The sequence below is a fragment of the Arthrobacter sp. AQ5-05 genome, assembly GCF_003287975.1.
Taxonomy (GTDB): domain Bacteria; phylum Actinomycetota; class Actinomycetes; order Actinomycetales; family Micrococcaceae; genus Paeniglutamicibacter.
Window position 1 is genome coordinate 86,908 of sequence record NZ_QMKQ01000015.1, and the last position, 21,279, is coordinate 108,186.

General features: G+C 66.4%; 18 protein-coding genes and 1 riboswitch. Of the genes, 9 read left to right on the forward strand and 9 right to left on the reverse strand.

Going from position 1 to position 21,279, the window contains the following annotated elements; translation table 11 throughout:
* Positions 1 to 59: 59 nt before the first annotated feature.
* Positions 60 to 178, forward strand: a riboswitch (SAM riboswitch).
* A 41-nt stretch (positions 179 to 219) separates the two neighbouring features.
* A complete protein-coding gene (locus DQ353_RS13665) occupies positions 220 to 765 on the forward strand; it encodes an OsmC family protein (protein ID WP_113763285.1) in 546 nt (181 codons plus the stop codon).
* A gap of 90 nt (positions 766 to 855) precedes the next feature.
* Here DQ353_RS13665 and aztD read toward each other — a convergent pair whose 3' ends face one another.
* Positions 856 to 2,154: a zinc metallochaperone AztD gene (gene aztD / locus DQ353_RS13670; protein ID WP_286166816.1), complete on the reverse strand. Its 1,299-nt coding sequence runs from the start codon at positions 2,152 to 2,154 to the stop codon at positions 856 to 858.
* 278 nt (positions 2,155 to 2,432) lie between these two features.
* Between aztD and DQ353_RS13675 the strand changes: the two genes are divergently transcribed.
* Both DQ353_RS13675 and DQ353_RS13680 read left to right on the forward strand, forming a co-directional pair.
* Positions 2,433 to 4,178 (forward strand): bifunctional metallophosphatase/5'-nucleotidase, encoded by a 1,746-nt coding sequence (locus DQ353_RS13675; RefSeq protein ID WP_113763286.1) that lies wholly within the window; start codon positions 2,433 to 2,435, stop codon positions 4,176 to 4,178.
* A gap of 665 nt (positions 4,179 to 4,843) precedes the next feature.
* Entirely contained in the window at positions 4,844 to 6,403 is a 1,560-nt protein-coding gene (locus tag DQ353_RS13680; protein ID WP_113763287.1) for an amino acid permease, read from the forward strand.
* 20 nt (positions 6,404 to 6,423) lie between these two features.
* On the opposite strand, the gene DQ353_RS13685 is transcribed toward DQ353_RS13680, so the two are convergent.
* Together DQ353_RS13685 and DQ353_RS13690 are read right to left on the reverse strand one after the other, a co-directional pair.
* Positions 6,424 to 7,668, reverse strand: a complete 1,245-nt coding sequence (locus tag DQ353_RS13685) for an MFS transporter (RefSeq protein ID WP_286166817.1) — start codon at positions 7,666 to 7,668, stop codon at positions 6,424 to 6,426.
* 163 nt (positions 7,669 to 7,831) lie between these two features.
* A complete protein-coding gene (locus tag DQ353_RS13690) occupies positions 7,832 to 8,437 on the reverse strand; it encodes a TetR/AcrR family transcriptional regulator (RefSeq protein ID WP_113763288.1) in 606 nt (201 codons plus the stop codon).
* Positions 8,438 to 8,526: 89 nt separating this feature from the next.
* Here DQ353_RS13690 and DQ353_RS13695 point away from each other — a divergent pair, with 89 nt between their 5' ends.
* Together DQ353_RS13695 and DQ353_RS13700 are read left to right on the forward strand one after the other, a co-directional pair.
* Positions 8,527 to 8,916 carry a DUF1304 domain-containing protein gene (locus tag DQ353_RS13695; RefSeq protein ID WP_113763289.1) on the forward strand — a complete coding sequence of 130 codons (390 nt, stop codon included), beginning with the start codon at positions 8,527 to 8,529 and terminating at the stop codon, positions 8,914 to 8,916.
* 38 nt (positions 8,917 to 8,954) lie between these two features.
* Positions 8,955 to 9,965, forward strand: a complete 1,011-nt coding sequence (locus tag DQ353_RS13700; RefSeq protein ID WP_113763290.1) for an NADP-dependent oxidoreductase — start codon at positions 8,955 to 8,957, stop codon at positions 9,963 to 9,965.
* A 16-nt stretch (positions 9,966 to 9,981) separates the two neighbouring features.
* Here the strand turns inward: DQ353_RS13700 and DQ353_RS13705 are convergent, their stop codons facing one another.
* Together DQ353_RS13705 and DQ353_RS13710 are read right to left on the reverse strand one after the other, a co-directional pair.
* Positions 9,982 to 10,716 (reverse strand): FadR/GntR family transcriptional regulator, encoded by a 735-nt coding sequence (locus DQ353_RS13705; RefSeq protein WP_113763291.1) that lies wholly within the window; start codon positions 10,714 to 10,716, stop codon positions 9,982 to 9,984.
* A 157-nt stretch (positions 10,717 to 10,873) separates the two neighbouring features.
* Positions 10,874 to 12,601 (reverse strand): L-lactate permease, encoded by a 1,728-nt coding sequence (locus tag DQ353_RS13710; RefSeq protein WP_113763292.1) that lies wholly within the window; start codon positions 12,599 to 12,601, stop codon positions 10,874 to 10,876.
* Positions 12,602 to 12,837: 236 nt separating this feature from the next.
* Between DQ353_RS13710 and DQ353_RS13715 the strand changes: the two genes are divergently transcribed.
* From DQ353_RS13715 to DQ353_RS13725, 3 genes are read left to right on the forward strand one after another with little or no spacing between them, the layout of a single operon-like run.
* The gene (locus tag DQ353_RS13715; protein ID WP_113763293.1) at positions 12,838 to 13,638 is read left to right on the forward strand and encodes a (Fe-S)-binding protein; all 801 of its coding nucleotides are present in this window, start codon (positions 12,838 to 12,840) and stop codon (positions 13,636 to 13,638) included.
* Complete coding sequence (locus tag DQ353_RS13720; RefSeq protein WP_113763294.1) at positions 13,635 to 15,140, forward strand: LutB/LldF family L-lactate oxidation iron-sulfur protein; 1,506 nt, start codon at positions 13,635 to 13,637, stop codon at positions 15,138 to 15,140. The genes DQ353_RS13715 and DQ353_RS13720 overlap by 4 nt, the downstream gene beginning before the upstream one ends.
* A gap of 5 nt (positions 15,141 to 15,145) precedes the next feature.
* Positions 15,146 to 15,784 (forward strand): LutC/YkgG family protein, encoded by a 639-nt coding sequence (locus tag DQ353_RS13725; protein WP_113763295.1) that lies wholly within the window; start codon positions 15,146 to 15,148, stop codon positions 15,782 to 15,784.
* On the opposite strand, the gene DQ353_RS13730 is transcribed toward DQ353_RS13725, so the two are convergent.
* The 4 genes from DQ353_RS13730 to DQ353_RS13745 all read right to left on the reverse strand — a co-directional run bounded on the left by DQ353_RS13730 (position 15,781) and on the right by DQ353_RS13745 (position 20,071).
* Complete coding sequence (locus DQ353_RS13730; RefSeq protein WP_113763296.1) at positions 15,781 to 16,347, reverse strand: hypothetical protein; 567 nt, start codon at positions 16,345 to 16,347, stop codon at positions 15,781 to 15,783. The two genes, DQ353_RS13725 and DQ353_RS13730, sit on opposite strands and share 4 nt — an antisense overlap.
* 97 nt (positions 16,348 to 16,444) lie before the next feature.
* Complete coding sequence (locus DQ353_RS13735) at positions 16,445 to 17,260, reverse strand: ABC transporter permease subunit (protein WP_113763297.1); 816 nt, start codon at positions 17,258 to 17,260, stop codon at positions 16,445 to 16,447.
* Positions 17,257 to 18,204, reverse strand: coding sequence for an ABC transporter ATP-binding protein (locus DQ353_RS13740; protein ID WP_113763298.1), 948 nt, complete (start codon positions 18,202 to 18,204; stop codon positions 17,257 to 17,259). The genes DQ353_RS13735 and DQ353_RS13740 overlap by 4 nt, the downstream gene beginning before the upstream one ends.
* 127 nt (positions 18,205 to 18,331) lie before the next feature.
* Positions 18,332 to 20,071, reverse strand: a complete 1,740-nt coding sequence (locus tag DQ353_RS13745) for an L-aspartate oxidase (RefSeq protein WP_113763299.1) — start codon at positions 20,069 to 20,071, stop codon at positions 18,332 to 18,334.
* A gap of 78 nt (positions 20,072 to 20,149) precedes the next feature.
* On the opposite strand from DQ353_RS13745, the gene DQ353_RS13750 reads away from it, so the two are divergent.
* Positions 20,150 to 21,091 (forward strand): LysR family transcriptional regulator, encoded by a 942-nt coding sequence (locus DQ353_RS13750; RefSeq protein ID WP_113763300.1) that lies wholly within the window; start codon positions 20,150 to 20,152, stop codon positions 21,089 to 21,091.
* Positions 21,092 to 21,279: the final 188 nt, after the last annotated feature.

The following is a 21,279-nucleotide window of genomic DNA, read 5'->3' on the forward strand; positions in this document are numbered from 1 at the left end:
CGAATTGTTAAGCACCCGCCTTGCCTCGGCTGCGCGGATTCGGGAAGACTCATCAACAGAATCACGAGCTCCAATCATTCACGGCCCTGGCCGATTGGACGGCAACCCTCTTCGTCATAGCGGGGTGCTCCAGGTGAAGATTCGACGCCGTCCAACCGGGCCGGCGTAAGTATGGCGTCGTGCGAGCGCATGCGCCAACCACGAAAGGATCCGTTTCCCATGTCCGAAACCCTGATCGAAAACACCCTGGATTCGGTTCGCGCCCAGAAGCTCACCGCAGCCGGTACCGCCTGGGGCGAGCGCATCTCGCAGAACACCGCCAGCGCGGCCCTGACCTTCAAGGCCGGCGGCGTGTCCACCGGATCGGTCTCCAGCGAGATCACCGCCGGCAAGCACCGCTTCATCGTCGACGAGCCCGAGGCACTGGCCGGGGACGACGTTGCCGCCAGCCCCGTCGAGTTCGCCCTGGGCGCGCTGATCTCCTGCCAGGTTGTGGTCTACCGCCTCTATGCGCACCAGTTGGGCCTGAAGATCGACTCGCTGGAGATCAACGCCGATGCGGATCTGGATGTGCGTGGGCTGTTCGGCATCGAGAAGACCATCCGCCCCGGCTTCGGCGAGGTCCGCCTCACCGTAAAGATCCAGGGCCCGGAAACCCGCGAGCGCTACGAGGAACTGCAGGCCACCGTGGACGAGCACTGCCCGGTGCTGGACATCTTCACCAACCCGACGCCGGTGAGCGTCGAACTGGTCACCGCAAGCTAGCACAACCATGATCCGGCCGCGGGCCGGTGCCGATCGAGGGGATCGGCACCGGCCCGCGGTTCCTGGATTCCGCCCGCGCCCGGGTGCCGGTCATCCCTCGGTCGAGGTGATCTCGTTGGGCGCCTCGGGCAGGTCCACGGTGCCGGAGATCTTGCCGGTCTTCAGGTCCACGAGGTGCAGCTGCTTGCTTGCCGGTTCGGTGACGTAGGCGATTGAGCCCGAAACGTGCACCGCCGGGCGCGGCTGCTGCCAGTCGACCGGTTCCTCCCACGCCTCGACCACCGCAATGGCCCTCTTTTCCCTGCCCGTCTTCACGTCGTAAACGTGTAGCTTGCCGTCGGTGCCCAGCAGCAGTGCGTCGCCCGAGGCGCTGCGGGCCAGGGAGCGGAACGAGTAGCTGTAGTCGATGTCGATGAGCTTCAGGGAATTGGTGGCGGTGTCGGTCAGCGAGAAGGTGCGCGGGCGTTCGAGCTCCGCTTCCTTGTCCGTCTTGTAGTCCCCGAGCACCACGGTGGAGGCCTCGGATCCGGCCTGGTTTCCGATCCGCCCGTACGCGTCCGGGGCCTCGAGCTTGGCCATCTTTTCGCCCTTGATGACCAGGATGCCGTCCTCGCAACCCACCACCAGGGCCTCGTCCTTGGCGACCGCCTCGCCGTGGACACCCGGGCACTGCGTGGACCCGGCCACCATGGTGCGTCGGTGCCCGGCGTCCGGGGCGGAGAGCAGCTTCACCGCGTTGACGGCCTCCGCATTGCCGTCGGTGACCATCAGTGTTCCGTCCTCGCGCCGCACGGCCACACCGTGGTGGGCTTCGGGCAGTGCCACGTCGTCGGTGCGCGGCAATTCATGGTTGGCGAGCTTGGTGGATTCGAAGATATTGATCTTGCCGGTGGCGTCGTCGAAGAGAGCGGTGTGCCCGGCATGGACCACCGCGTGCCCGGGCTTCCCGGCCGGGAACACCAGCTCGGTCAGCGAGGGTTCGGAGGTGTAGTGGTGCGAGTGTTCCCCGTGCTTCTCGGACCAGGCACCGGCATCCAGGACCCTGAACCCCCCGGCGGTGGAGACAAGCACCCGGCGGCCGTCGCCGGCGGGGTTGACGCGGTTGAAACCCTCGAGCTTGTGCTCCGAGAGGACCGTTCCGTCGCGCGCATCGGCAACCAGCAGTCCCCCGTCGTAGGTCAGCACGAGCCGCGGCGTCGCGGAGCCAGCCTCGAACACCGCCGGAGCCGGGGTAGATGGGACCTGCCCGGCCCCGGGCGCGCTGGAAGCGCATCCGGCCAACAGCGTCCCGGTGGCGATGAGCGCCAGGGCGCCGGCCTGGTTGCGCCACCGTCGGATGGCGGTTGGTGCATGGGCATGGAGCGTGGTGCGTGTTTTTTGTTGTGACATGGCGACAACGCTAAGCTAAATGAGAATGATTCGCAACAGGGCGACTGGCAAGAAGTAGGTCTGCGTCCCTTTCCGCGTCGTGGCTGGTCAACGCCGCATCGGGCCGCACCTCGCGGAATTCCGGGCGTGGTCCGCGCCCGGTCCATCACCCGGGCAATCGTCAAAGAACCCTTTCACTCGAAGGTTCCGCTCGGTAGTATCAGCCCCATGTGCCCCCGGCCTGCGCCACCGGCCGGGAACACGCCACTCGTCCGTCACTTTTCTTGAGGGAGAACCACGTGTCCGAGAAACATCATTTGCGGCGCAATGCCCTGGTCGCAGCCGCAGCACTCACGCTCATGGCCACCACTGCCGTTGCCGGGCCGGCCACGGCCGCCCCGGAGAAACCAAACGCACAGGGACAGGCCAACAAGCAGGAGAACACGCCGTCCACAACCATCGAACTGGTGGGCATCAACGACTTCCACGGCCGCATCGAGGCCAACGGCGCCGAGGCAGGCGCCGCAGTGCTGGCCGGAGCAGTGCAGGACTACAAGTCCAGGAACCGCAACACGCTCTTCGTCTCGGCGGGCGACAACATCGGCGCCTCCACGTTCACGTCCTTCTCCCAGCAGGACGATCCCACCATCGACGCACTGAAGGCCGCCGGGCTTGACGCCTCCGCGGTGGGGAACCACGAGTTCGACCGCGGCTTCGACGACTTGCTCGACCGGGTCATCCCACGTTACGGGAACGGTGACGCGGCGGCCGGGGCCGACTACGCGTTGGGTGCCAACGTGTACCTGAAGGGAACCAAGACCCCGGCACTGAAGGAATACACGCTGCGGAAGCTCAACGGCGTCACCGTCGGGATGATCGGCACCGTGACGGACCAGACCGCCTCGTTGGTCACCCCGGCCGGCATTTCCGGGCTCGACTTCGGCGACCAGGTCGAGGCGGCCAACCGGGTCGCCGCGCAACTGTCCGACGGTGACAAGTCCAACGGCGAGGCCGACGTGCTGGTGCTGCTCACCCACGAAGGCTCGTCAAGCAGCAATTGCGCCTCCATCGGCACCGAGGACACCTCCTACGGGGATTTGGTCCGCGAGACCTCGGGCGAGATCGACGCGATCATTTCGGGCCACACCCACATCGGCTATTCCTGCGCCTACCCGGTCGAGGGCTGGGCCAAGGGGCTTGAGCGCCCGGTGCTCCAGGCGCACCAATACGGCACCACGCTGGACACCTTGAAAATCACCGTCTCCAAGAAACACAAGCAGGTCACCGGCCTTGAAGGCGGGCTGATCTCGCTGACCACCATCGCCTCCGACGGCACCACCGTGCCGCGGTTCGAAGCCGTGCCCGAGGTCGCCACGATCGTGGAGGCGGCCAGCAAGCAAGCCGAGGTCGTCGGCGCCCAGAAGATCGGCAACATCAGCGCCAACATCCTCCGCGGCGGAACCAACGGCTCGAACCGCGGCGTGGAATCCTCCCTGGGCAACCTGGTGGCCGACATGCACCTGTGGGCGACCTCCAACGAGAACTTCGGCGGCATCCCCGCACAGATCGCCTTCATGAATCCCGGCGGCCTGCGCGCGGACCTGCTCTACGGCACGGACGGAACCGTGACCTACAAGGATGCGGCTTCGGTGCAGCCCTTCGGCAACACGCTGTTCACCATGGATTTGACCGGCGCGCAGATCAAGTCGGTGCTTGAGGAGCAGTGGCAGCCCGACGGTGCGAGCAGACCCAAGCTGCATCTGGGCATCTCCGGGGGCTTCAGCTACACCTACAACCCGAATGCGGCGCGCGGTGAGCACATCACCTCAATGAGCCACCGGGGGGAGCCGATCGCCAACGACACGGTGTTCCGCATTGTCACCAACTCGTTCTTGGCCACCGGCGGAGACAACTTCTTCACCTTCGCCCAGGGCACCAACGTGGCGGATTCGGGCCAGATCGACCTCGTGGCCGGCATCGAGTACTTCCAGTCCCACCCCATGGTGGATCCGGCACCGCTGGGCCGCGCCCAAATCGCCCAGTAGGCAGGGCAGGAGAAAGCGACCTTCCGCACAGCGCGGAGGGTCGCTTTTGCCTGCCGAGACCAGTCGACGCGGCAGGATCCCGTCTTCGCGCTCCCGGCGATTCCCGGGCCAGGCACCGCCCCGGCAGCCATTGCGACCCGGACTCCTCCGTGGCTGATCCCGGAGATTCCGCGAGCCGCCATCCGGGCCGCGGGCGCCGCCAACCGACCGGGGCCCAACGATCGGCTCGATTCCTCCTTTGTGACAATTACGCGTCATAATAAGACGAATCCACAACTTCAAAAGTGGTGTCGCCTTCAGGACCAAGGGCCCTTGGCCGGTGGTTGAAGACGACGCATGAGAGTCCGACAGACTCCAGGTCAACGACTGTGGCATGGTCTTGATCCAGTTAGACCACCCGCCGGGAAGCCGTCTGTGCATCAGCAACGCTATGTCTTGGAACACGCAAGAGTAAGGCCAATCATTCCATCATCTGGGGCTCGCGGCCCCGGATTCGCACCGCCGCCGCTCGTGCGCTACTGTCCCCCGGCATCCAAAACAGCTACTTTTCCGGCTTTTGCCGTCGACCACGCGACGACCCCGGACGCCTCGCCCGGACCGGTGCAGACAGCGCCCGCAGACGTCCATGTGAGCCGGGTCGCATCGTCGCCCCTTGGTGGTGTTGCATGACATCCATGAGCAGAACTTCAACAGAACCCCGTCCGGATACAACGGCGCCGCCGGCAATTTCCCTGGCCACCGGGGTCGACGCCGGCCCCGGCAAGCCGGACAACGAACTCAAGCGCGGACTCAGCAGCCGCCACCTGCAGATGATCGCCATCGGCGGTGCGATCGGCACCGGGCTGTTCGTCGCCTCCGGCGGCACGATCTCCCAGGCCGGCCCCGGCGGCGCCCTGGTCGCCTACGCGCTGGTCGGCCTGATGGTGTTCCTGCTGATGCAGTCCCTGGGCGAGATGGCAGCCAAGATCCCGGTCGCCGGTTCCTTCCAGACCTTCGCCACCCGCTTCGTGTCCCCCTCCTTCGGGTTCGCGATCGGCTGGAACTACTGGTTCAACTGGGCCATCACGGTGGCCGCCGAACTGGTTGCCGCGGGGATCATCATGGACTTCTGGTTCCCGTCGGTGCCCGGCTGGGTCTGGGCCGGGGTGTTCCTTCTCGTGCTCACCGGCCTGAACGCCCTGTCGGCCAAGTCCTTCGGCGAGTCCGAGTTCTGGCTCTCGCTGATCAAGGTCGCCGCCGTGGTGCTGTTCCTGATCGCCGGCGTGCTGATGATCTTCGGCATCCTGGGGGACAACTCCCCCGGGCTGAGCAACTGGCAAGACCGCGAGGACGTGTTCCACGGCGGCTGGGTCTCGATCATCTCGGTCTTCATGATCGCCGGCTTCTCCTTCCAGGGCACCGAGCTGGTCGGCGTTGCCGCCGGCGAGGCGAAGAACCCGCGGCGCGAGGTCCCGCGGGCCATCCGCACGGTCTTCTGGCGCATCATGCTCTTCTACATCGGTGCCATCTTCATCATCGGCTGCCTGGTCCCGTTCACCGATCCGAGCCTGCTGGCCTCCGGCGAGGCCGATGTCGCTGCGTCCCCGTTCACCCTGGTCTTTTCCCGCGCGGGCATTGCCTTTGCCGCGGCGCTGATGAACGCGGTCATCCTCACCGCCATCCTGTCGGCCGGCAACTCCGGGCTGTATGCCTCCACGCGCATGCTTTATTCCATGGCCCACGACGGCAAGGCACCGAAGATCTTCGGCCGGACCAACTCGCGCGGCGTGCCGATTCCGGCGCTGCTGGCCACCGCCGCGGTGGGACTCTTCGGGTTCCTTTCGGCCATCGTCGGACAAGGCGCCGCCTATGCCTGGCTGTTGAACGTCTCGGGCCTGTGCGGCTTCATCGTATGGGCCGGGATCGCGATCTCGCACTACCGCTTCAGACGCGGATTCCTGGCCCAGGGCAACAAGACCAGCGACCTGCCCTACCGTGCCGCGCTCTTCCCCATCGGCCCGCTGCTGGCCTTCGCGGTGCTGATCCTGGTGATCGCCGGGCAGAACTACGAGGCGGTGCTTGCCGGGCGGGGCATGGAGGTGCTCTCCTCGTACATCGGCCTGCCGATCTTCCTCGGCCTGTGGCTGGTGCACCGATTTGTCACCAAGTCCAAGGTCGTTCCGCTGCTCGAGATGGATCTGACGGCACCCCCGGGCCTCGAGGACGAGCTCGCTTCCCAGCGCTGAGCAAGCGGGTCTCCGGCGGGCTATGGGACGCGCTGCACGACTGCCCGCCGGTAGCCGCTGGCCACCACGCCAAGCCAAAGCATCAGTCCGGTGACCCCGATGAGCAGCACCAGCGGCACGGTCCAGGAACCGGTGAGCGAATACAGCAGGCCCATGCCAAAGGGGCCGCTGGTGGCCACCAGGTAGCCCAGAGACTGGGCCAGGGTGCTCATGGCGGTGGTTTCCTCGGAGTTCTCGCCACTGAAGGAGATCACCAGCAGCACCAGCGGGAAGATCGAGAACCCGATGCCCAGCACCACCGCGCACAGCCAGGCCAGCGACAGCGGCAGCCACACCAACCCGGTCAGGCCCGCGGCCGCGGAGATCGAGGTCAGGAAGAATGCCCCGCGGAGCATGCCGTGCTTGTTCACCAGCCACAGCGAGAACATCGTGGCCGGGATCGACATCACCTGCAGCACACCCAGGATGACTCCGGCATCGGCCGCGGCCATGGACCGGGAAATCAGGATGGTGGGCAGCCAGCTCATGATGGCGTAGGCCAGGATCGCCTGGGCACTGAAGAGCCCGGTGATGACCAGGCCGCGCTTGGTTCGGATCAGCGAGAACGGGCTAATGCCCGACGTGGCCGGTGCGGCCGGGCGGTCGGCGCGCGCCATCAGCATGAAGGGCAGGAATGCCAGCGCCGCGGCGGCCGCAAGGATGCTCCAGGTGGCCAGCCCCAGCGTCGGGGAGCCCGCGGCCAGGGCCAGCGGAACGCTCAGCGCCGAGGCCGCGGTGGCCCCCAGCGACATGGTGATCGTATACAGCCCGGTCATCAGCGAAGTCTTCTGCGCGAAGTTCTCCCGGATGAACGAGGGCATGGAGACGTTGCACAGCGCCAGGCCGCACATCGCCGCCACCGTTCCGGCCAACAACGCCCAGGTGGTGGGCAAGGCGCGGAAGGCCAACCCCACGCTGAGCAGGCAGAGTGCGAAGAGGATCGTTCCGCTCAGGCCCAGGCGCCGGGCCAGCCAGGCGGTGCTCAACCCGGCCGCGGCGAAGACCAGGGTGGGGATGGAGGGCAGCAACGCCGTGACGAACGCCCCGTAGCCCAGGAACTCCTGCAGGTCCAGGAAGAGCGGTGCGGCGCTGGTGATCCCGGCCCGCAGGTTCAGGCCGATCAGCACCACCGCCAGGATCGAGAGCACCATGAACCCGCGGGATCCCGATCTCGGCGTGGGTGGTGAACCGGCGTTCCCGGCTGCGGATTTTTCCTTCTCGGACATCCTCACAGGGTACTGGGCAAGTCCTTGCCGACGCGTGCGTGACGGCGGCAGGATTGCTCACATCCAGCGGCGTGACGCCGAGGCCGCGCCCGTGGTGGTGCACCGACCGTTTCCCGCGCCCTGCCTCCGAGCCGGCACTTGGGGGTCGCGAGGCGGAGCCGACCTACCGCGGTGGAGTTCCGGCAGCAAGCCATTGGCGAACTTGCTCCTCGGCCGCGCCAAGCGTGGCCAGTGCCTCGGCCAGGTCCAGCCGCGCCAGGAGCAGCGCGCTCATGGTCATCCCGGCCACGATTCGGGCACGGGCGAGAACCAGCGGCTCGGCCTGCTCCCGGTCCGCCGCGCGCAGGGCGGCGGCCACGCCGTCGCGCAACTCGATCTGGTATCCGTAGATCAGAACCCTCAGCGCGTCATCGCTTCCCGCGATGCCGGCCGCGGTGTTCAGCAGCAGGCAGCCCCGGTTCGCGGTTTCGTCCGGGGTCTTCGCCAAGGCGTCCGCCAGGGACTTCAGGTAGGTTGAAACGCCCCCGCCGGGGTGCGTTGTGCTGTGCAGCAGGCCCAGACGGGGTCGCAGGACCCTGTCCATGTAATCCTGGATCACCGCGTCGAAAAGACCCCGCTTGGAACCAAAGCCGTGGTAGATGCTGGAGCGGCCCAGGCCCGTGGCGGATTCGAGGTCCGAGATCGACGTGGCATCAAACCCCTTGTTCCAGAAGACGAGACGGGCATCGCCGAGCGCCTTGGTGGTGTCGAATTCCTGTGTTCTGGCCATGAGGCCCGCCCCCTGCTTTGTGTAACGGTCATTCCAGTATATATTGGAACGACCATTACACAATCACTCTTTCAACCGGGGCGCACCAGATGCTGTTGACCGCCATGATCTTCGCGGGGATTGCCGCAGCAATCCATGTCTACATATTCGTGCTCGAATCCCTGCGTTGGGACCGCCCGTCCACACGCAGGACCTTCGGGATCAAGTCGGATGCCGAAGCAAGCGCGACCAAGCCCCTGGCGTTCAACCAGGGTTTCTACAACTTGTTCCTGGCCGTCATCACGGTCGCGGGCATGGCCCTGGTGCTTGCATCGTCGGCCACGGCCGGAGCGACGCTGATCTTTGCCGGCGCGGGCTCGATGGTGGCGGCGGGCCTGGTCCTGTTCCTGTCCTCGCCCAAGCTCGCCCGTGCGGCATTGTTCCAACTCACCGCGCCCGCCCTGGCCATTATTTTCGGCTTGCTGGCCTTCACCCGCTAATTTCCCCCAATTCCCCACCTACAAGGAGGGCCTTCCTCATGTCCATTTCCACCAGCACCCAGATCCACCTCGCCAGCCGACCCACCGGCTGGCCCACCGATGCGGACTTCTCCACCAAGACGGTGGACCTGCCCGACCTTGCCGAGGGCGAGATCCGGGTGGCCAACGAGTTCATCTCCGTCGACCCCTACATGCGCGGACGCATGAACGACGCCAAGTCCTACGCGGCCCCCTACGCCCTGGACACAGTCATGACCGGCGGGGCCGTGGGGCGGGTCCTCGAGTCGCGCGCCGAGGGCTACAACGTCGGAGACCCGGTGCTCCACCAGCTCGGATGGAGAGATGTTGCCCAGGGGGAAGCAAGCCATTTCCGCGTGGTTCGGGACATCCCGGGCCTGCCCTTGTCGGCCTACCTCGGGATCCTGGGCATGACGGCCTTCACCGCGTACGTCGGATTGCTCGAAATCGCCGGACTCAAGAGCGGCGATACCGTGTTCATTTCCGGTGCCGCAGGGGCCGTGGGAAGTGCGGCGGGGCAGATTGCCCGACTCAAGGGCGCCAAGCGTGTCATCGGGTCCGCCGGAAGCGCCGCGAAGGTTGAGCTGTTGACCGGGAAGTACGGATACGACGCCGCCTTCAACTACAAGGACGGGCCGGTTCGCGGGCAGTTGCACGATGTTGCGCCGGAGGGCATCGACGTGTACTTCGACAACGTGGGCGGCGAGCACCTGGAAGCAGCGCTGGATGAATTCAATCCGGGCGGCCGCGGCGCCTTGTGCGGAGCCATCTCCGTATACAACTCGACCGAGGCCCCAACGGGTCCGCGGAACATGAGCAACATGGTCACCCGCGGGCTGAACCTCAAGGGCTTCACCGTGGGGAACTACGCCGAGCACTACCCGGCATTCATGGCCGACATGTCGGATTGGATCGCCCAGGGAAAGGTCGTCTTCGACGAAACCATCGTCGAAGGACTGGACCATTCCGTCGAGGCATTCATCGCCCTGATGCGCGGGGCCAACACCGGAAAAATGGTCATCAAGCTCTGACCTTTCGGTTTGCCGGTCAGAGCTGCCGCGATTCCGTGAAGAACCACTCGATGTGTTCGCGCAGCAGCCGGGCGGCCGCGGAGCCGTCTCCATCGGCGACCGCCCGGTGGATGCCGTGGTGCTGGGAGCGCAGGACCTTGGCGATTTTCTGCCAGGCCGCGTCGCTGGCCACGGATTCGCTGACGTAGTCGCTGATCGACAGGCGCAGGGATTCCATCATGGCCTCGATCACGGCATTGCCGGCCAGCGAGGACAGCAGTACGTGGAATTCCGCGTCCAGGTTGTGGAATTCCTCGCGGTCCAACCCGGGTTCGTCCATGGCCTCAAGCAGCGCGCCCGTCCGGCGAAGCACCTCGGCACTGCGCTCGGGGTTGCTGCCCAGGTCGGCGGACTGAGCCGCCCAGGTTTCCAGCAGGATGCGGGACTCGACGATGTCGGCAACCGAGAGCTGGCGCGAGGCCACGTGGAGCCGCAGCGTTGCCGAAAGTCCGACCGCAGGGTTGGAAATGACCACGGCCCCGGAGTTTGGTCCGGAACCGGTGGAGGTGCGCACCATGCCCATGGCGTCGAGGATGCGGATCGCGTCCCTGACCGAGGCCCGGGAAATGCCGTGGGTTTCGGCCAGCAAGCGTTCGCCGGGCAGTTGGTCGCCGATCTTGATCTTGCCGGACCGAAGGTCCGCCTCGATGCTTTTCAGGACCGTTTCATAGGCGCGGGCCGGCTGCGGCGAGGTACGTGCTTTGCTAGTCACTGCTTCATTTTCCCATGCTCACGACTCTTGCCTGGCTCCCTGGCCACACAACGATGCTTCCAAGCCTAGTGCGTGCCTGGCTTCAAGAGACGCGGCCCGTCCGCCGGCGCACGGGCAACCTCCCGGCTGTTCCAGCACCGTGGTGGTGCCGGCACCCTTACGGGGTAGGCAGCATCCAGCCCAGGATCGGGGTGGACTGCAGGTAGACCAGCACGCACAGGATCAGCAGCATGCCCACCGACCAGCCGGCAACCTTCTTCAGGATGACCGATTCCTTGCCTTCCATGCCCACCGCGGTGGCGGCAATGGCAAGGTTCTGCGGCGATATCAGCTTGCCGACCACGCCGCCGGAGGTGTTGGCGGCAACCAGCAGGTTGGGATCGATTCCGGCGTTGATGCCGGCGGTCTGCTGCAGCTTCGCAAACAGTGCGTTGGCCGAGGTGTCCGAGCCGGTCACCGCTGTGCCGATCCAGCCCAGGATCGGTGACAGGAAGGCGAAGAATGCCCCGGTCCCGGCAAGCCAGGTGCCGATGGTGATGGTCTGGCCGGAAAGATTCATGACGTAGGCCAGCGCGAGTACGGACAGGATCGTGGTGGCGGCCCAGCGCATGTTGTAGATGGTGCGCCCGATCTCCGCCACTGCGTCCGAGACCTTGATCTTGTACTTGCCGCCGGCGTCGTTGAGCGAGTAGACGACCGCCACGATCAGGCCGGTGAACAGCAGCAGGGTGCCGGGGTTCGAGAGCCACTGGAAATTGTAGATGGTCGAGGAAACGGGGTTTCCCTCGCCGTCAAGGATGTGCCCGTAAAGCATGGGCCACTTGACCTTGACGTCGGTGGCGGCCAGGGCGCCGGGAACGTTGGCTCCCAATGTCCAGAGCTTGGCAATGCCGAAGATGACAATGACCAACAGGTACGGGAAGAGCGCCAGGAATGTCGGGCCGGGCTGCAGCTTGCGGTCCGTCTCGTCGTAGGTCGAGATCTTGCCGGCGGACTTGCCGTTCGATCCTGCCGACCCGGCGACCTCGCCCACCAGGATGCGGGCGCGTGCCTCGTCGCGGCCCTTCGAGGACCAGAAGCGCAGGAAGACCACTGCCGCGCCCAGGCCCGCGAGCGAGGCAACGATGTCGGTCAGTTCGTAGGAGAAGTAGGTGGCGCAGAAGAACTGGGCAACGGCGAAGGATGCACCGATGACCAGGGCCGCCGGCCAGACTTCCTTCACGCCGCGCTTGCCGTCAAGGATGAACAGCAGCAGTGTCGGCACGAAAATGGCCAGGATCGGTGCCTGGTGCCCGACGATGGCGCCGATGTGGTTGGCGTCCAGCCCGGTCAGGCCCGCCGCGGTCGTGATCGGGATGGCCACGGCGCCAAAGGCGACCGGTGCGGTGTTGGCCACCAGCACCGCTGCGGCGGCACGCAGCGGGGACATGCCCAGGGCGAGCAGCATCGTGGCGGTGATGGCCACCGGGGCGCCGAAGCCGGCGAGCGCCTCGAGCAGGCCGCCGAAGCAGAAGGCGATCAGGATCGACTGGATGCGCACGTCCCCGCCGCCGATCACGTCAAAGACGCGTCGCAGGTCCTCGAAGCGGCCCGAAATCACGGTGACCTGGTAGAGCCAGATCGCCATGATGACGATCCAGACCACGGGGAAGGCACCGAACACCGCACCCATGGCTCCGGACATCAATGCCATGCCCGCCGGCATCTTGAAGACGAAGATCGCGACCAGGATGGCCACCAGCAACGAGGCCAGGCCGGAGATGTGCGCCTTGGCCTTGACGACGGCCAGCATGACGAAGAACGTCACCAGGGGCAGCAATGAGACGATGGCCGAAAGCGCGATGCTTCCGGACAGCGGATCGGTCGTGGGTGTGAAAGTGTCCACTGGTGATTCCTTCGCGTGTGGGAGTGGGGCGCGGAAAGTGTTTGGTGGCTGCCGACGGGCATCCGTGGTCAGACCACTATGGTCCGACCACGATAGTGTAGCCCAAAAAACCGCCCGTCGGTGAGTCTTATCACAAGAACAATGACCGCACGGCCGGTTGGACGTGTGCCCGATCACGACCTAGTATGGTCAGACCACATCAAATCCTCGGCAGAGCACGCCGGAAGGGCCGTTGAATGAAAATCGCACTTTTCGCCACCTGCATCGTTGATGCCATGTATCCGCAAACCGCGCGTGCCACCGTCAAGATCCTTGAGCGGCTTGGCCACGAGGTCATCTTCCCCTCCGGCCAGGCCTGCTGCGGCCAGATGCACATCAACTCCGGATACATGGACGAGGCACTGCCGGTGGTCGCCAACCACGTGCAGGCCTTCGAGGCCGAAACCTACGATGTTGCCGTCGCGCCGTCCGGGTCCTGTGTCGCATCGGTCAAGCACCAGCACCCCGTCCTTGCCGAACGCTGCGGAGACGCCGCGCTGAAGGCACGCGCCGAGGCGGTGGGTGCCAAGACCTACGAGCTTTCCCAGCTGCTGGTCGATGTCCTGGGCGTGACCAATGCCGGCGAACAGCTCGGCTCGCATTTCCCGCACAAGGTCACCTACCACCCCTCCTGCCACGGCATGCGCTCGCTGAACCTGGGCGACCGCCAGTTGGACCTGCTCAAGAGTGTCGGCGGCATCGAGGTCGCCGACCTGCCCGAGGCCGACCAATGCTGCGGCTTCGGAGGCACCTTCTCCATGAAGAACGCCGATGTGTCCTCGGCAATGCTCGAGGACAAGGCCAAGAACATCGAATCCACCGGTGCCTCGCTGTGCTCCGGCGGGGACGCATCCTGCCTCATGCATATCGGCGGCGGGCTTTCACGGACCAAGTCCAGCACCACCACGCTTCACTTTGCCGAGATCCTGGCAAGCACCATGGCCGAACCCGTTTCCGTGACGGGCGAGGTATTCGTAGGAAAGGGAGGCAAGCGATGAGCGGGGTCTTCATGGGAATGCCGAGCCTGCCGGTCTTCGGCGACGGCAACCTGCACATCGACGAGCCGTTCCCGGCCGCGGCACACCGCGAGCTGGGCAACACCCAGATGCGCGCCAACCTGCGCCACGCGACCCACACCATCCGCGACAAGCGCCTCAAGGTCGTGGGCGAGCTTCCCGATTGGGAGGAATTGCGCGATGCGGGAGCGGCAACCAAGAACCAGGTCATGGCGAACCTGCCGGCGCTGCTTGAAGAGTTCGAAAAGAACTTCACCGCCCGCGGCGGAATCATCCACTGGGCGCGCGACGCCGACGAGGCCAACCGGATCGTCTCGGATCTGATCAAGGAACAAGAGACCACCGAGGTCGTCAAGGTCAAGTCCATGGCCACCCAGGAAATCGGGCTCAACGAATACCTCGAGGAGCAGGGCATCTCCGCCTTCGAGACCGACCTGGCCGAGCTCATCGTCCAGCTGGGCCACGACAAGCCCAGCCACATCCTGGTCCCGGCCATCCACAAGAACCGCACCGAGGTCCGCGACATCTTCCTGGCGGAAATGCCGAACGTGGACCCGAACCTGACCGATGAACCGCGCCTGCTGGCCATGGCCGCCCGCGAACACCTGCGCCGCAAGTTCCTCTCCGCCAAGGTCGCCGTCTCCGGCGCCAACTTCGCCCTGGCCGACTCCGGAACCCTGGCGGTCGTCGAGTCCGAGGGCAACGGACGCATGTGCCTGACCCTGCCCGAAACCCTGATCACCGTCATGGGCATCGAGAAGCTGCTGCCGGCCAAGGAGGACCTCGAGGTCTTCATGCAGTTGCTGCCGCGCTCCTCCACCGGCGAGCGGATGAACCCGTACACCTCGCTCTGGACCGGCGTCACCGAGGGCGACGGACCGCAGAACGTGCACCTGGTGATGCTTGACAACGGCCGCACCGCCGCGCTGGCCGACAAGTACGGCCGCACCGCATTGAACTGCATCCGCTGCTCGGCCTGCATGAACGTGTGCCCCGTCTACGAGCGCACCGGCGGCCATGCCTACGGTTCGACCTACCCGGGTCCGATCGGCGCGATCCTCTCCCCGCTGCTCACCGGCATAAAATCCGAGGAAAACAGCTCGCTGCCCTACGCCTCGTCGCTCTGCGGCGCCTGCTACGACGCCTGCCCGGTAAAGATCAACATCCCCGAGATCCTGGTGCACCTGCGCGGCGAGGACGTGGATTCCAGGCGCGAGACGAAGAAGCTGCCAAGCCAGATGGACCTGATGATGAAGGGCGCCCAGTGGGCATTCTCCTCCGGCAAGAACCTCGGCCTGCTGGAAAAGGGCCTGCCGCTGGGCAAGCTTGCCGCCGGACGCGAGAAGAAGATCAAGCGGCTTCCGGGCATCGCCGCGGGCTGGACCCAGTCCCGCGACATCCCGGCTCCCCCGGCGCAGTCCTTCCGCGACTGGTGGAAGAAAGACCACCAGCCCGCAGCAGCCACGACCGAGCAGGAGAAGTAACCACGATGAGCGCCAAGGAAGAAATCCTCTCCCGCATCACCTCCGCCCTGCGCGATGCACCCACCGCGGAGCCGATCCCCCGCGAGTATCGCACCACCTCGGACATGCCCCAGGCCGAACTCATCGAGCTGCTGGTCGACCGGCTCGAGGACTACAAGGCCCACGTCGACGTCGTGGATTCGGCCAGGCTTGCGGCCACCATCGCCGAACGCCTCAAGGACGCCACCAGCTTTGTGGTGCCGCACGGCATCAACGAGGACTGGCTCAGCGAGGCAGCACCGGCAAACGATGCGCGCCGCCGCACCGACACCCCAGGTGCGGTATTGGGCATCCCGGAGCTGGATTCCACCGACGCGGTGCTGACCAGCTCGGCTGTGTCCATTGCCGAGTCCGGCACCATCGTGCTTGACGGCACGGGAGACCAGGGCCGCCGCGCAATCTCGCTGGTGCCCGACCACCACGTGTGCGTGGTCCCGGTGTCCACGATTGTGCGCCTGTTGCCCGAGGCCCTGCCGCGCATGGACATCACCCGTCCGTTGACCTGGATCTCCGGACCGAGCGCGACCAGCGACATCGAGCTCGAGCGAGTCGAGGGCGTGCACGGCCCGCGCCGGCTCGACGTCATCATCGTCAAGGGGCTCTAGGCTCCACCACCTACTCCAAGAGGTGGCCCCCGGGTGGTTCCGGGGGCCACCTCTTGGCCTTTTCGGGACGGTCCCGCGAGCCAGCGCCCGCCGATCACTCCCTTCCCGATGGCCTTGGTGACGGCGCCGGGCTCGCCCCGGGTGAGCGTCCCGTCCTTGACCGCCGCATCGGCCTTCGACTTCAAAACGGTCGCCCGGTCGGCTTGGCCCGCCGTCCGGAGTTCCTCCAGTGCCGCGGTGACCGTGGATTCCTCGAGACCCGGGGATTCGGCCAGGGACTCGGCAAGTGCCGCATCCCCTTGGGCACGATCAGGCCCGGCGGCATCCCCGGTGCGCTCGGCCGGTTTGTTGGCTTCCCTGAACGTTTCCAGGGCCTCGCTGAGCTTGCTTTCCTCGACGCCCGGCTTCTCGGCCAGGCCCGCGGCCATTTCCGGGTCCCCGTCGCGGTGCCCACCGCGGTGCCCGCCGCTTTCGGAGGGAGCAGACTGCGTGGTGCCGGTGGCCGGGTCGGAGGCGGCACCCGTCGCGTCGGCCGCGGCACCAGTTGGTGGTCCGGCATCCACCGCCGGCTCCCTGCCAACAATGCGCGCCGCCAATAAGCCGGAACTGTCGGGAAGCTGTCAACGGACTGTGTCAATCGCGGAAGCCCGGATCCCGCAGCTAGGCGCCCCCGATATCGCGGTGGCGCAGCGCGACGACGGCGAGTGCAACGAAGACGATGTTCAGGCCCGCCAGTCCCCAAAACGCGCTCCAGTCGATGCCGTTTGCCACGGGCTGCCCGCCGAGCGCCCAATGGTACGGGGAGAAGGCGTGCATCCATTCCAGGTCCGTGCCTTGGTTGCCCAGCGCGTTGAGCATGTAACCCCCGACCGCCACCAGGGCGCCGGCCGCGGTGCCGTGCGTCCGGTGCCCGCCCACGGCCCCGCCCAGCAGCGCCGCGGTGCCGCCGAGCAGCACCAGCAGCAGGAACTGCGCCACCGCCTGGAAGAGCATTCCGGCGTCAAGTCCCAGCTCCGAGGGCCCGTTCAGCGCCAGCACCCCCGCGTAGATCACCACCATCAGGAAGGCCATGCGCAGCAGCAGCGCCAGGGACCGTTCCAGGACCACCTGGGTACGCGTCACCCCGTGGGCAAGCGTGAGTTCGAGCAGGCCCGCGTCCTCGTCCTCGCCGATGGCCGCCGCCCCGGTGCCGATGGCCACAACCGAGGAGAGCATGAATCCCAGCAGGCCGAAGAAGGTCGCCTGGGCGTAACCGGCGCCCGTCGCGATCTGGTCGTAGTTCAGGGCCCGGATCAGCTCCTCGGGCAGGGAGGCGAGCAATTTCTCCATTTCCGGTCCGGCCATGGACGGATAGAGCGGAAGGTAGAGCGCAAGCACGGACACAAGCACCAGGGCCCAGACGAGCGTGGAACGCCAGGTATCCAGCAGTGCCTTGCCCATCAGCGGCAGGACCGGGCGGCGGGCGGCGGGCGTCATGGCCGCGGCTCCCCCGCGCGATGGCGTCCGTTCCCGGGGAGGGAACCGTAGAGCTCGAGCACCGCTTCCTCCAGGTCCGGCTCCTCAAGAACCAGGTCGAGCACCTCGACCCCGGCCAGGGCGTGCAGGAGCGCACCGACCTCGCCGGAGAATCTCGCCTCGAGTGCGCCGAGCCGTTCGCCGAGCCGTTCGGTGTCCAGCAGCTGCAGGCCGGGGAGCGGCTCCAGCGCCGCGGCAAGTGTCTCGGGTTCCGTGGCTGCCAGGACGCGCAGCCGGCGACGGGCACCTGCCCGCAGCTCTTCGACCGTGGCGGTGCGCACGATCAATCCGTCGCGCAGGATCGCCACGCGGTCCGCCGCCTGTTCGATCTCCCCGATCATGTGGGAGGACAGGAAGAGCGTCTGCCCGCGCCCACGGGCATCCTCGACCATGCCGAGGAATTCCCGTTGCATCAGCGGGTCCAGGCCGGAGGTGGGTTCGTCGAGAATCAGCAGCTCGGGATCGTGCATGAATGCCTGAACCAGTCCGAGTTTCTGCTTGTTGCCCTTGGAGAGCTTGCGCGACTGCCGGTCCAGGTCAAGTCCCAGGCGTGCGGCGAGTTCCTCAATGCGGCCGGAGGCCACCGGCCCGCTGATGGCGGCAAAGTGTGCCATCATCCTTCGCCCGGTGATCCGCCGTTCCAGGGCGAGTTCGCCCGGGAGGTACCCGATGCGGCGGCGGATCTCCGGGCCTGCCCGTCGCGGATCGGTGCCCAGCACCCGCACCTGGCCGGCCGTGGGCCTGATGATGTCCAGCAGGCAGCGCATGGCGGTCGTCTTGCCGGCCCCGTTGGGCCCGATCACCCCGAAGACGCTGCCGCGAGGGATCTCGAAGTCGATGCCGCGCAGCGCCTCGCGGTGTGCGAAACGCTTGGCCATGCCCTGCACCTCGATGACGTTCTCCATGCCGTTCCCCTTCCGGAGTGCCAACCTCGGGGCTCCCCCACGCTTCATTGTCGTGCCTGCACACGATTCTGGCCAGCTTCCTGCACGCAAGGTGCCGCCGAGGGGGCCCGCCCGGAGGGCGCCAGACCTACTCGACCAGTTTCCCCACCGAAGAGACCTCCGTGATCAGGGCGGAGATCTCCGCGGGGATCGCCGGGATCTCCTCGTGCACCACGCCGCCGGTCGGGGACCAGACCAGGTTGACCTGCAACGAGGGGTCCGTTTCGGGGTAGTCGCTGCGGTTGTGGCAGCCGCGCGTCTCCCGGCGTTCGATGGCCGCCTCGAGGGTGGCTCGGGCAGCCAGGGCCGAGCCCATCAGGTCGAAGGCATGCGCCAGGTCCTGGAATCCGGCAATGTCCGGATGGATCCCCACGTGCTCCATGCGTTCCTCGATCGAGTCGAGCTTGGCGAGCCCTGCCAGCAGACCTTCCTCGTCCCGGACCACGCCGGCATGGTCGGTCATCATGTTGCGGATGGCGCGCTGCAGCTCCCGTACGTTTTCATGTCCCTCCGCCGCGAGCAGGTCGTCGATCTCCGCCCGGGCGTGGGCAAGCGCCTCGGCTGAGCGCGGCTGGGAAACCAGCGACGCCGAGTACCTGGCCGCGGCACGTGCGACGATGCGGCCGAAGACCAGCAACTCGATCAGCGAGTTGCCGCCGAGGCGGTTGGCTCCGTGCAAACCGCTGGAGGCCTCTCCGATGGCGTAGAGCCCGGAGACGTCGGTGCTGTGGTCTTCCGGCCGAACCCAGACCCCACCCATGGAGTAGTGCGCGGTCGGGGCGATCTCGATGGGTTCGGCGGTGATGTCGAGCATCTGCACCTCCATCATGGTCTGGTACACACGCGGCAGCCGCTCCATGATGGTTTGTCGCGGCAGGTGCGAGACATCCAGCCAGACACCGCCGTTCTTGGTCCCGCGGCCTTCCTTGATTTCCGTGTAGGCGGCCAGTGCCACGCGGTCGCGGGTGGAGAGTTCCTTGCGGATCGGGTCGTAGCGGTCCATGAACCGCTCCCCCAGAGCGTTGCGCAGGATGCCGCCCTCGCCGCGGGCCGCCTCGGAGATCAGCGTGCCGGCGGCGTTTTCGGGTTCAATGATGCCCGAAGGGTGGAACTGCACCAGCTCGGGGTCGCGCAAGCGGGCCCCGGCATCCACGGCCAGGCGGAAGGCGTCCCCGGTGTTCTCGTCGCGGCGCGAGGACGTCCGGCGCCAGATGCGGGTGTGGCCTCCGGCTGCCAGGATCACCGCGTCGGCGTGGATGAGGTAGCGCTTGCCCGTGTTGATGTCGAAGCCATAGGCGCCGAAGACCTGGTTGTCCTTCACCAGCAGCCGGGTGACGTAGACCGAATCAAGGATCGGGATCTGCAGCTGTTCGGCCCGGTTCACCAGGCTGCGCTGGATTTCCAGGCCGGTGTAGTCGCCGGCAAAGGCCGTGCGGCGGAAGGTGTGGGCGCCGAAGAACCGCTGGGAGATCCGCCCGTCCTCCTCCCGGGCAAAGCCCATGCCGTAGCGTTCCAGGTCGCCGATTCCCTGGGCCGCACCGCGGGCGACGATTTCGACCGTGTGCGGATTGGCCAGGTAGTAGCTTTCCTTGATGGTGTCGGCGGCGTGCTGCTGCCAGCTGTCGTCCTTGTCCATGGTTCCGAGGGCCGCGTTGATGCCGCCGGCCGCAAGCGAGGTGTGGGCGTCATTGCGCGGGCGCTTGCCCACGGCGAGCACGTCCACCCCCATTTCGGCCAGCTCGATGGCTGCCCGCAGACCCGATCCTCCGGTGCCGATGACCAGGACGGTGGTGGAAATCTGTTGTTCTTTCGTTGCTGTTGCACTCATGTCTTCAACGCTAGGAACTTGCTCTTGATCCGTCCAATGAATTGTTCGAGTCGTTTCAATACATATACGCTATCGACCATGAACCTGGAACAGCTCCAAAGCTTCGTGGAGGTCGCACGCACCGGCCATTTCACCCGTGCCGCCGCACTTCTGCACCTGGCCCAGCCCTCGCTGAGCCGGCAGATCTCCACCCTGGAATCGGATCTCGGAGCGGAGCTTTTCCACCGGGCCCGGGGCAACATCACACTCACCGATGCCGGGGAATCGTTGCTCCCCCTGGCCAAACGGATGCTCGCCGATGCGGAAACCGTCCGCCACGAGATGCAGGAACTCGCGGGGCTGAAAATGGGCCGGGTGCGGATCGGTGCCACCCCGACATTGTGCGTGAGCCTGGTCCCGGATGTGCTGACCTCGTTTCATGCGGCCTACCCGGGCATCGCCCTGCACCTGACCGAACAGGGGTCCCGCGGCCTGCTCGACGAGCTCGCCGGGGGCAGCCTGGACCTCGCGCTCATCGTCACCTCGGAGGACCGCACGGCCCCGACCGCCAGCCTGCAGCGCACGGCGCTGCTCACCGAGGAGCTGGTGGTCGTCGCCTCGGCGAACAATCCACACCTTGCCGGTCGCACCTCCCTGACGCTCGCCGAACTGGCGGAACTTCCGCAGATCACCTACCACCAGAGCTACGACCTGAGGGAGGTAACCATGCAGGCGTTCCATGCGGCGGGGCTCGCCCCGAACGTGGTCCTGGAAGGATCGGAAATGGATGCAGTGCTCCGCTGCGTGGAACGCGGATTGGGGGTCGCGGTGGTCCCGGCCATGGTCATGCTCGATCGGCCGCGCTTGTGCTCGGTGCGGCTCACCGATCCCGGGTTGTCGCGGACAATCAGCCTGGCCCACCGCAACGATGTCTCCCTGACCCGTGCCGCGCAGGCCATGCAGCAGCTGATCGCGCGCACGGCCACCGTCCTGTCCTCGGCCGATGCCGCCACCGGCGGGCTGGTCACGCGGGCGCCGTAGTCCACCCCGCTGCCTGTCCGCGTCCCGGCCGCTCGGCCGTGGCGGCCGAGCCTCGATTCCCGGCTCTACGGATTCTGGCGTGGTGAGGTTGTCCTAAGTCCGGTAGTGTCGGTGGCCGCCGGCGGAGAGCAGTGAACGGATGCGGTAGTTCTCGAAGTTGCGGAATCCGCGGGCGATCCTCCGGGTGG

Excerpts from the sequence above, each read along its gene's own strand:
- DQ353_RS13665 (WP_113763285.1), top strand. The coding sequence starts at position 220 with ATGTCCGAAACCCTGATCGAAAACACCCTGGATTCGGTTCGCGCCCAG.
- aztD (WP_286166816.1), bottom strand. The coding sequence starts at position 2,154 with ATGTCACAACAAAAAACACGCACCACGCTCCATGCCCATGCACCAACC.
- DQ353_RS13680 (WP_113763287.1), top strand. The coding sequence starts at position 4,844 with ATGACATCCATGAGCAGAACTTCAACAGAACCCCGTCCGGATACAACG.
- DQ353_RS13685 (WP_286166817.1), bottom strand. The coding sequence starts at position 7,668 with ATGTCCGAGAAGGAAAAATCCGCAGCCGGGAACGCCGGTTCACCACCC.
- DQ353_RS13690 (WP_113763288.1), bottom strand. The coding sequence starts at position 8,437 with ATGGCCAGAACACAGGAATTCGACACCACCAAGGCGCTCGGCGATGCC.
- DQ353_RS13695 (WP_113763289.1), top strand. The coding sequence starts at position 8,527 with ATGCTGTTGACCGCCATGATCTTCGCGGGGATTGCCGCAGCAATCCAT.
- DQ353_RS13700 (WP_113763290.1), top strand. The coding sequence starts at position 8,955 with ATGTCCATTTCCACCAGCACCCAGATCCACCTCGCCAGCCGACCCACC.
- DQ353_RS13715 (WP_113763293.1), top strand. The coding sequence starts at position 12,838 with ATGAAAATCGCACTTTTCGCCACCTGCATCGTTGATGCCATGTATCCG.
- DQ353_RS13720 (WP_113763294.1), top strand. The coding sequence starts at position 13,635 with ATGAGCGGGGTCTTCATGGGAATGCCGAGCCTGCCGGTCTTCGGCGAC.
- DQ353_RS13725 (WP_113763295.1), top strand. The coding sequence starts at position 15,146 with ATGAGCGCCAAGGAAGAAATCCTCTCCCGCATCACCTCCGCCCTGCGC.
- DQ353_RS13735 (WP_113763297.1), bottom strand. The coding sequence starts at position 17,260 with ATGACGCCCGCCGCCCGCCGCCCGGTCCTGCCGCTGATGGGCAAGGCA.
- DQ353_RS13740 (WP_113763298.1), bottom strand. The coding sequence starts at position 18,204 with ATGGAGAACGTCATCGAGGTGCAGGGCATGGCCAAGCGTTTCGCACAC.
- DQ353_RS13745 (WP_113763299.1), bottom strand. The coding sequence starts at position 20,071 with ATGAGTGCAACAGCAACGAAAGAACAACAGATTTCCACCACCGTCCTG.
- DQ353_RS13750 (WP_113763300.1), top strand. The coding sequence starts at position 20,150 with ATGAACCTGGAACAGCTCCAAAGCTTCGTGGAGGTCGCACGCACCGGC.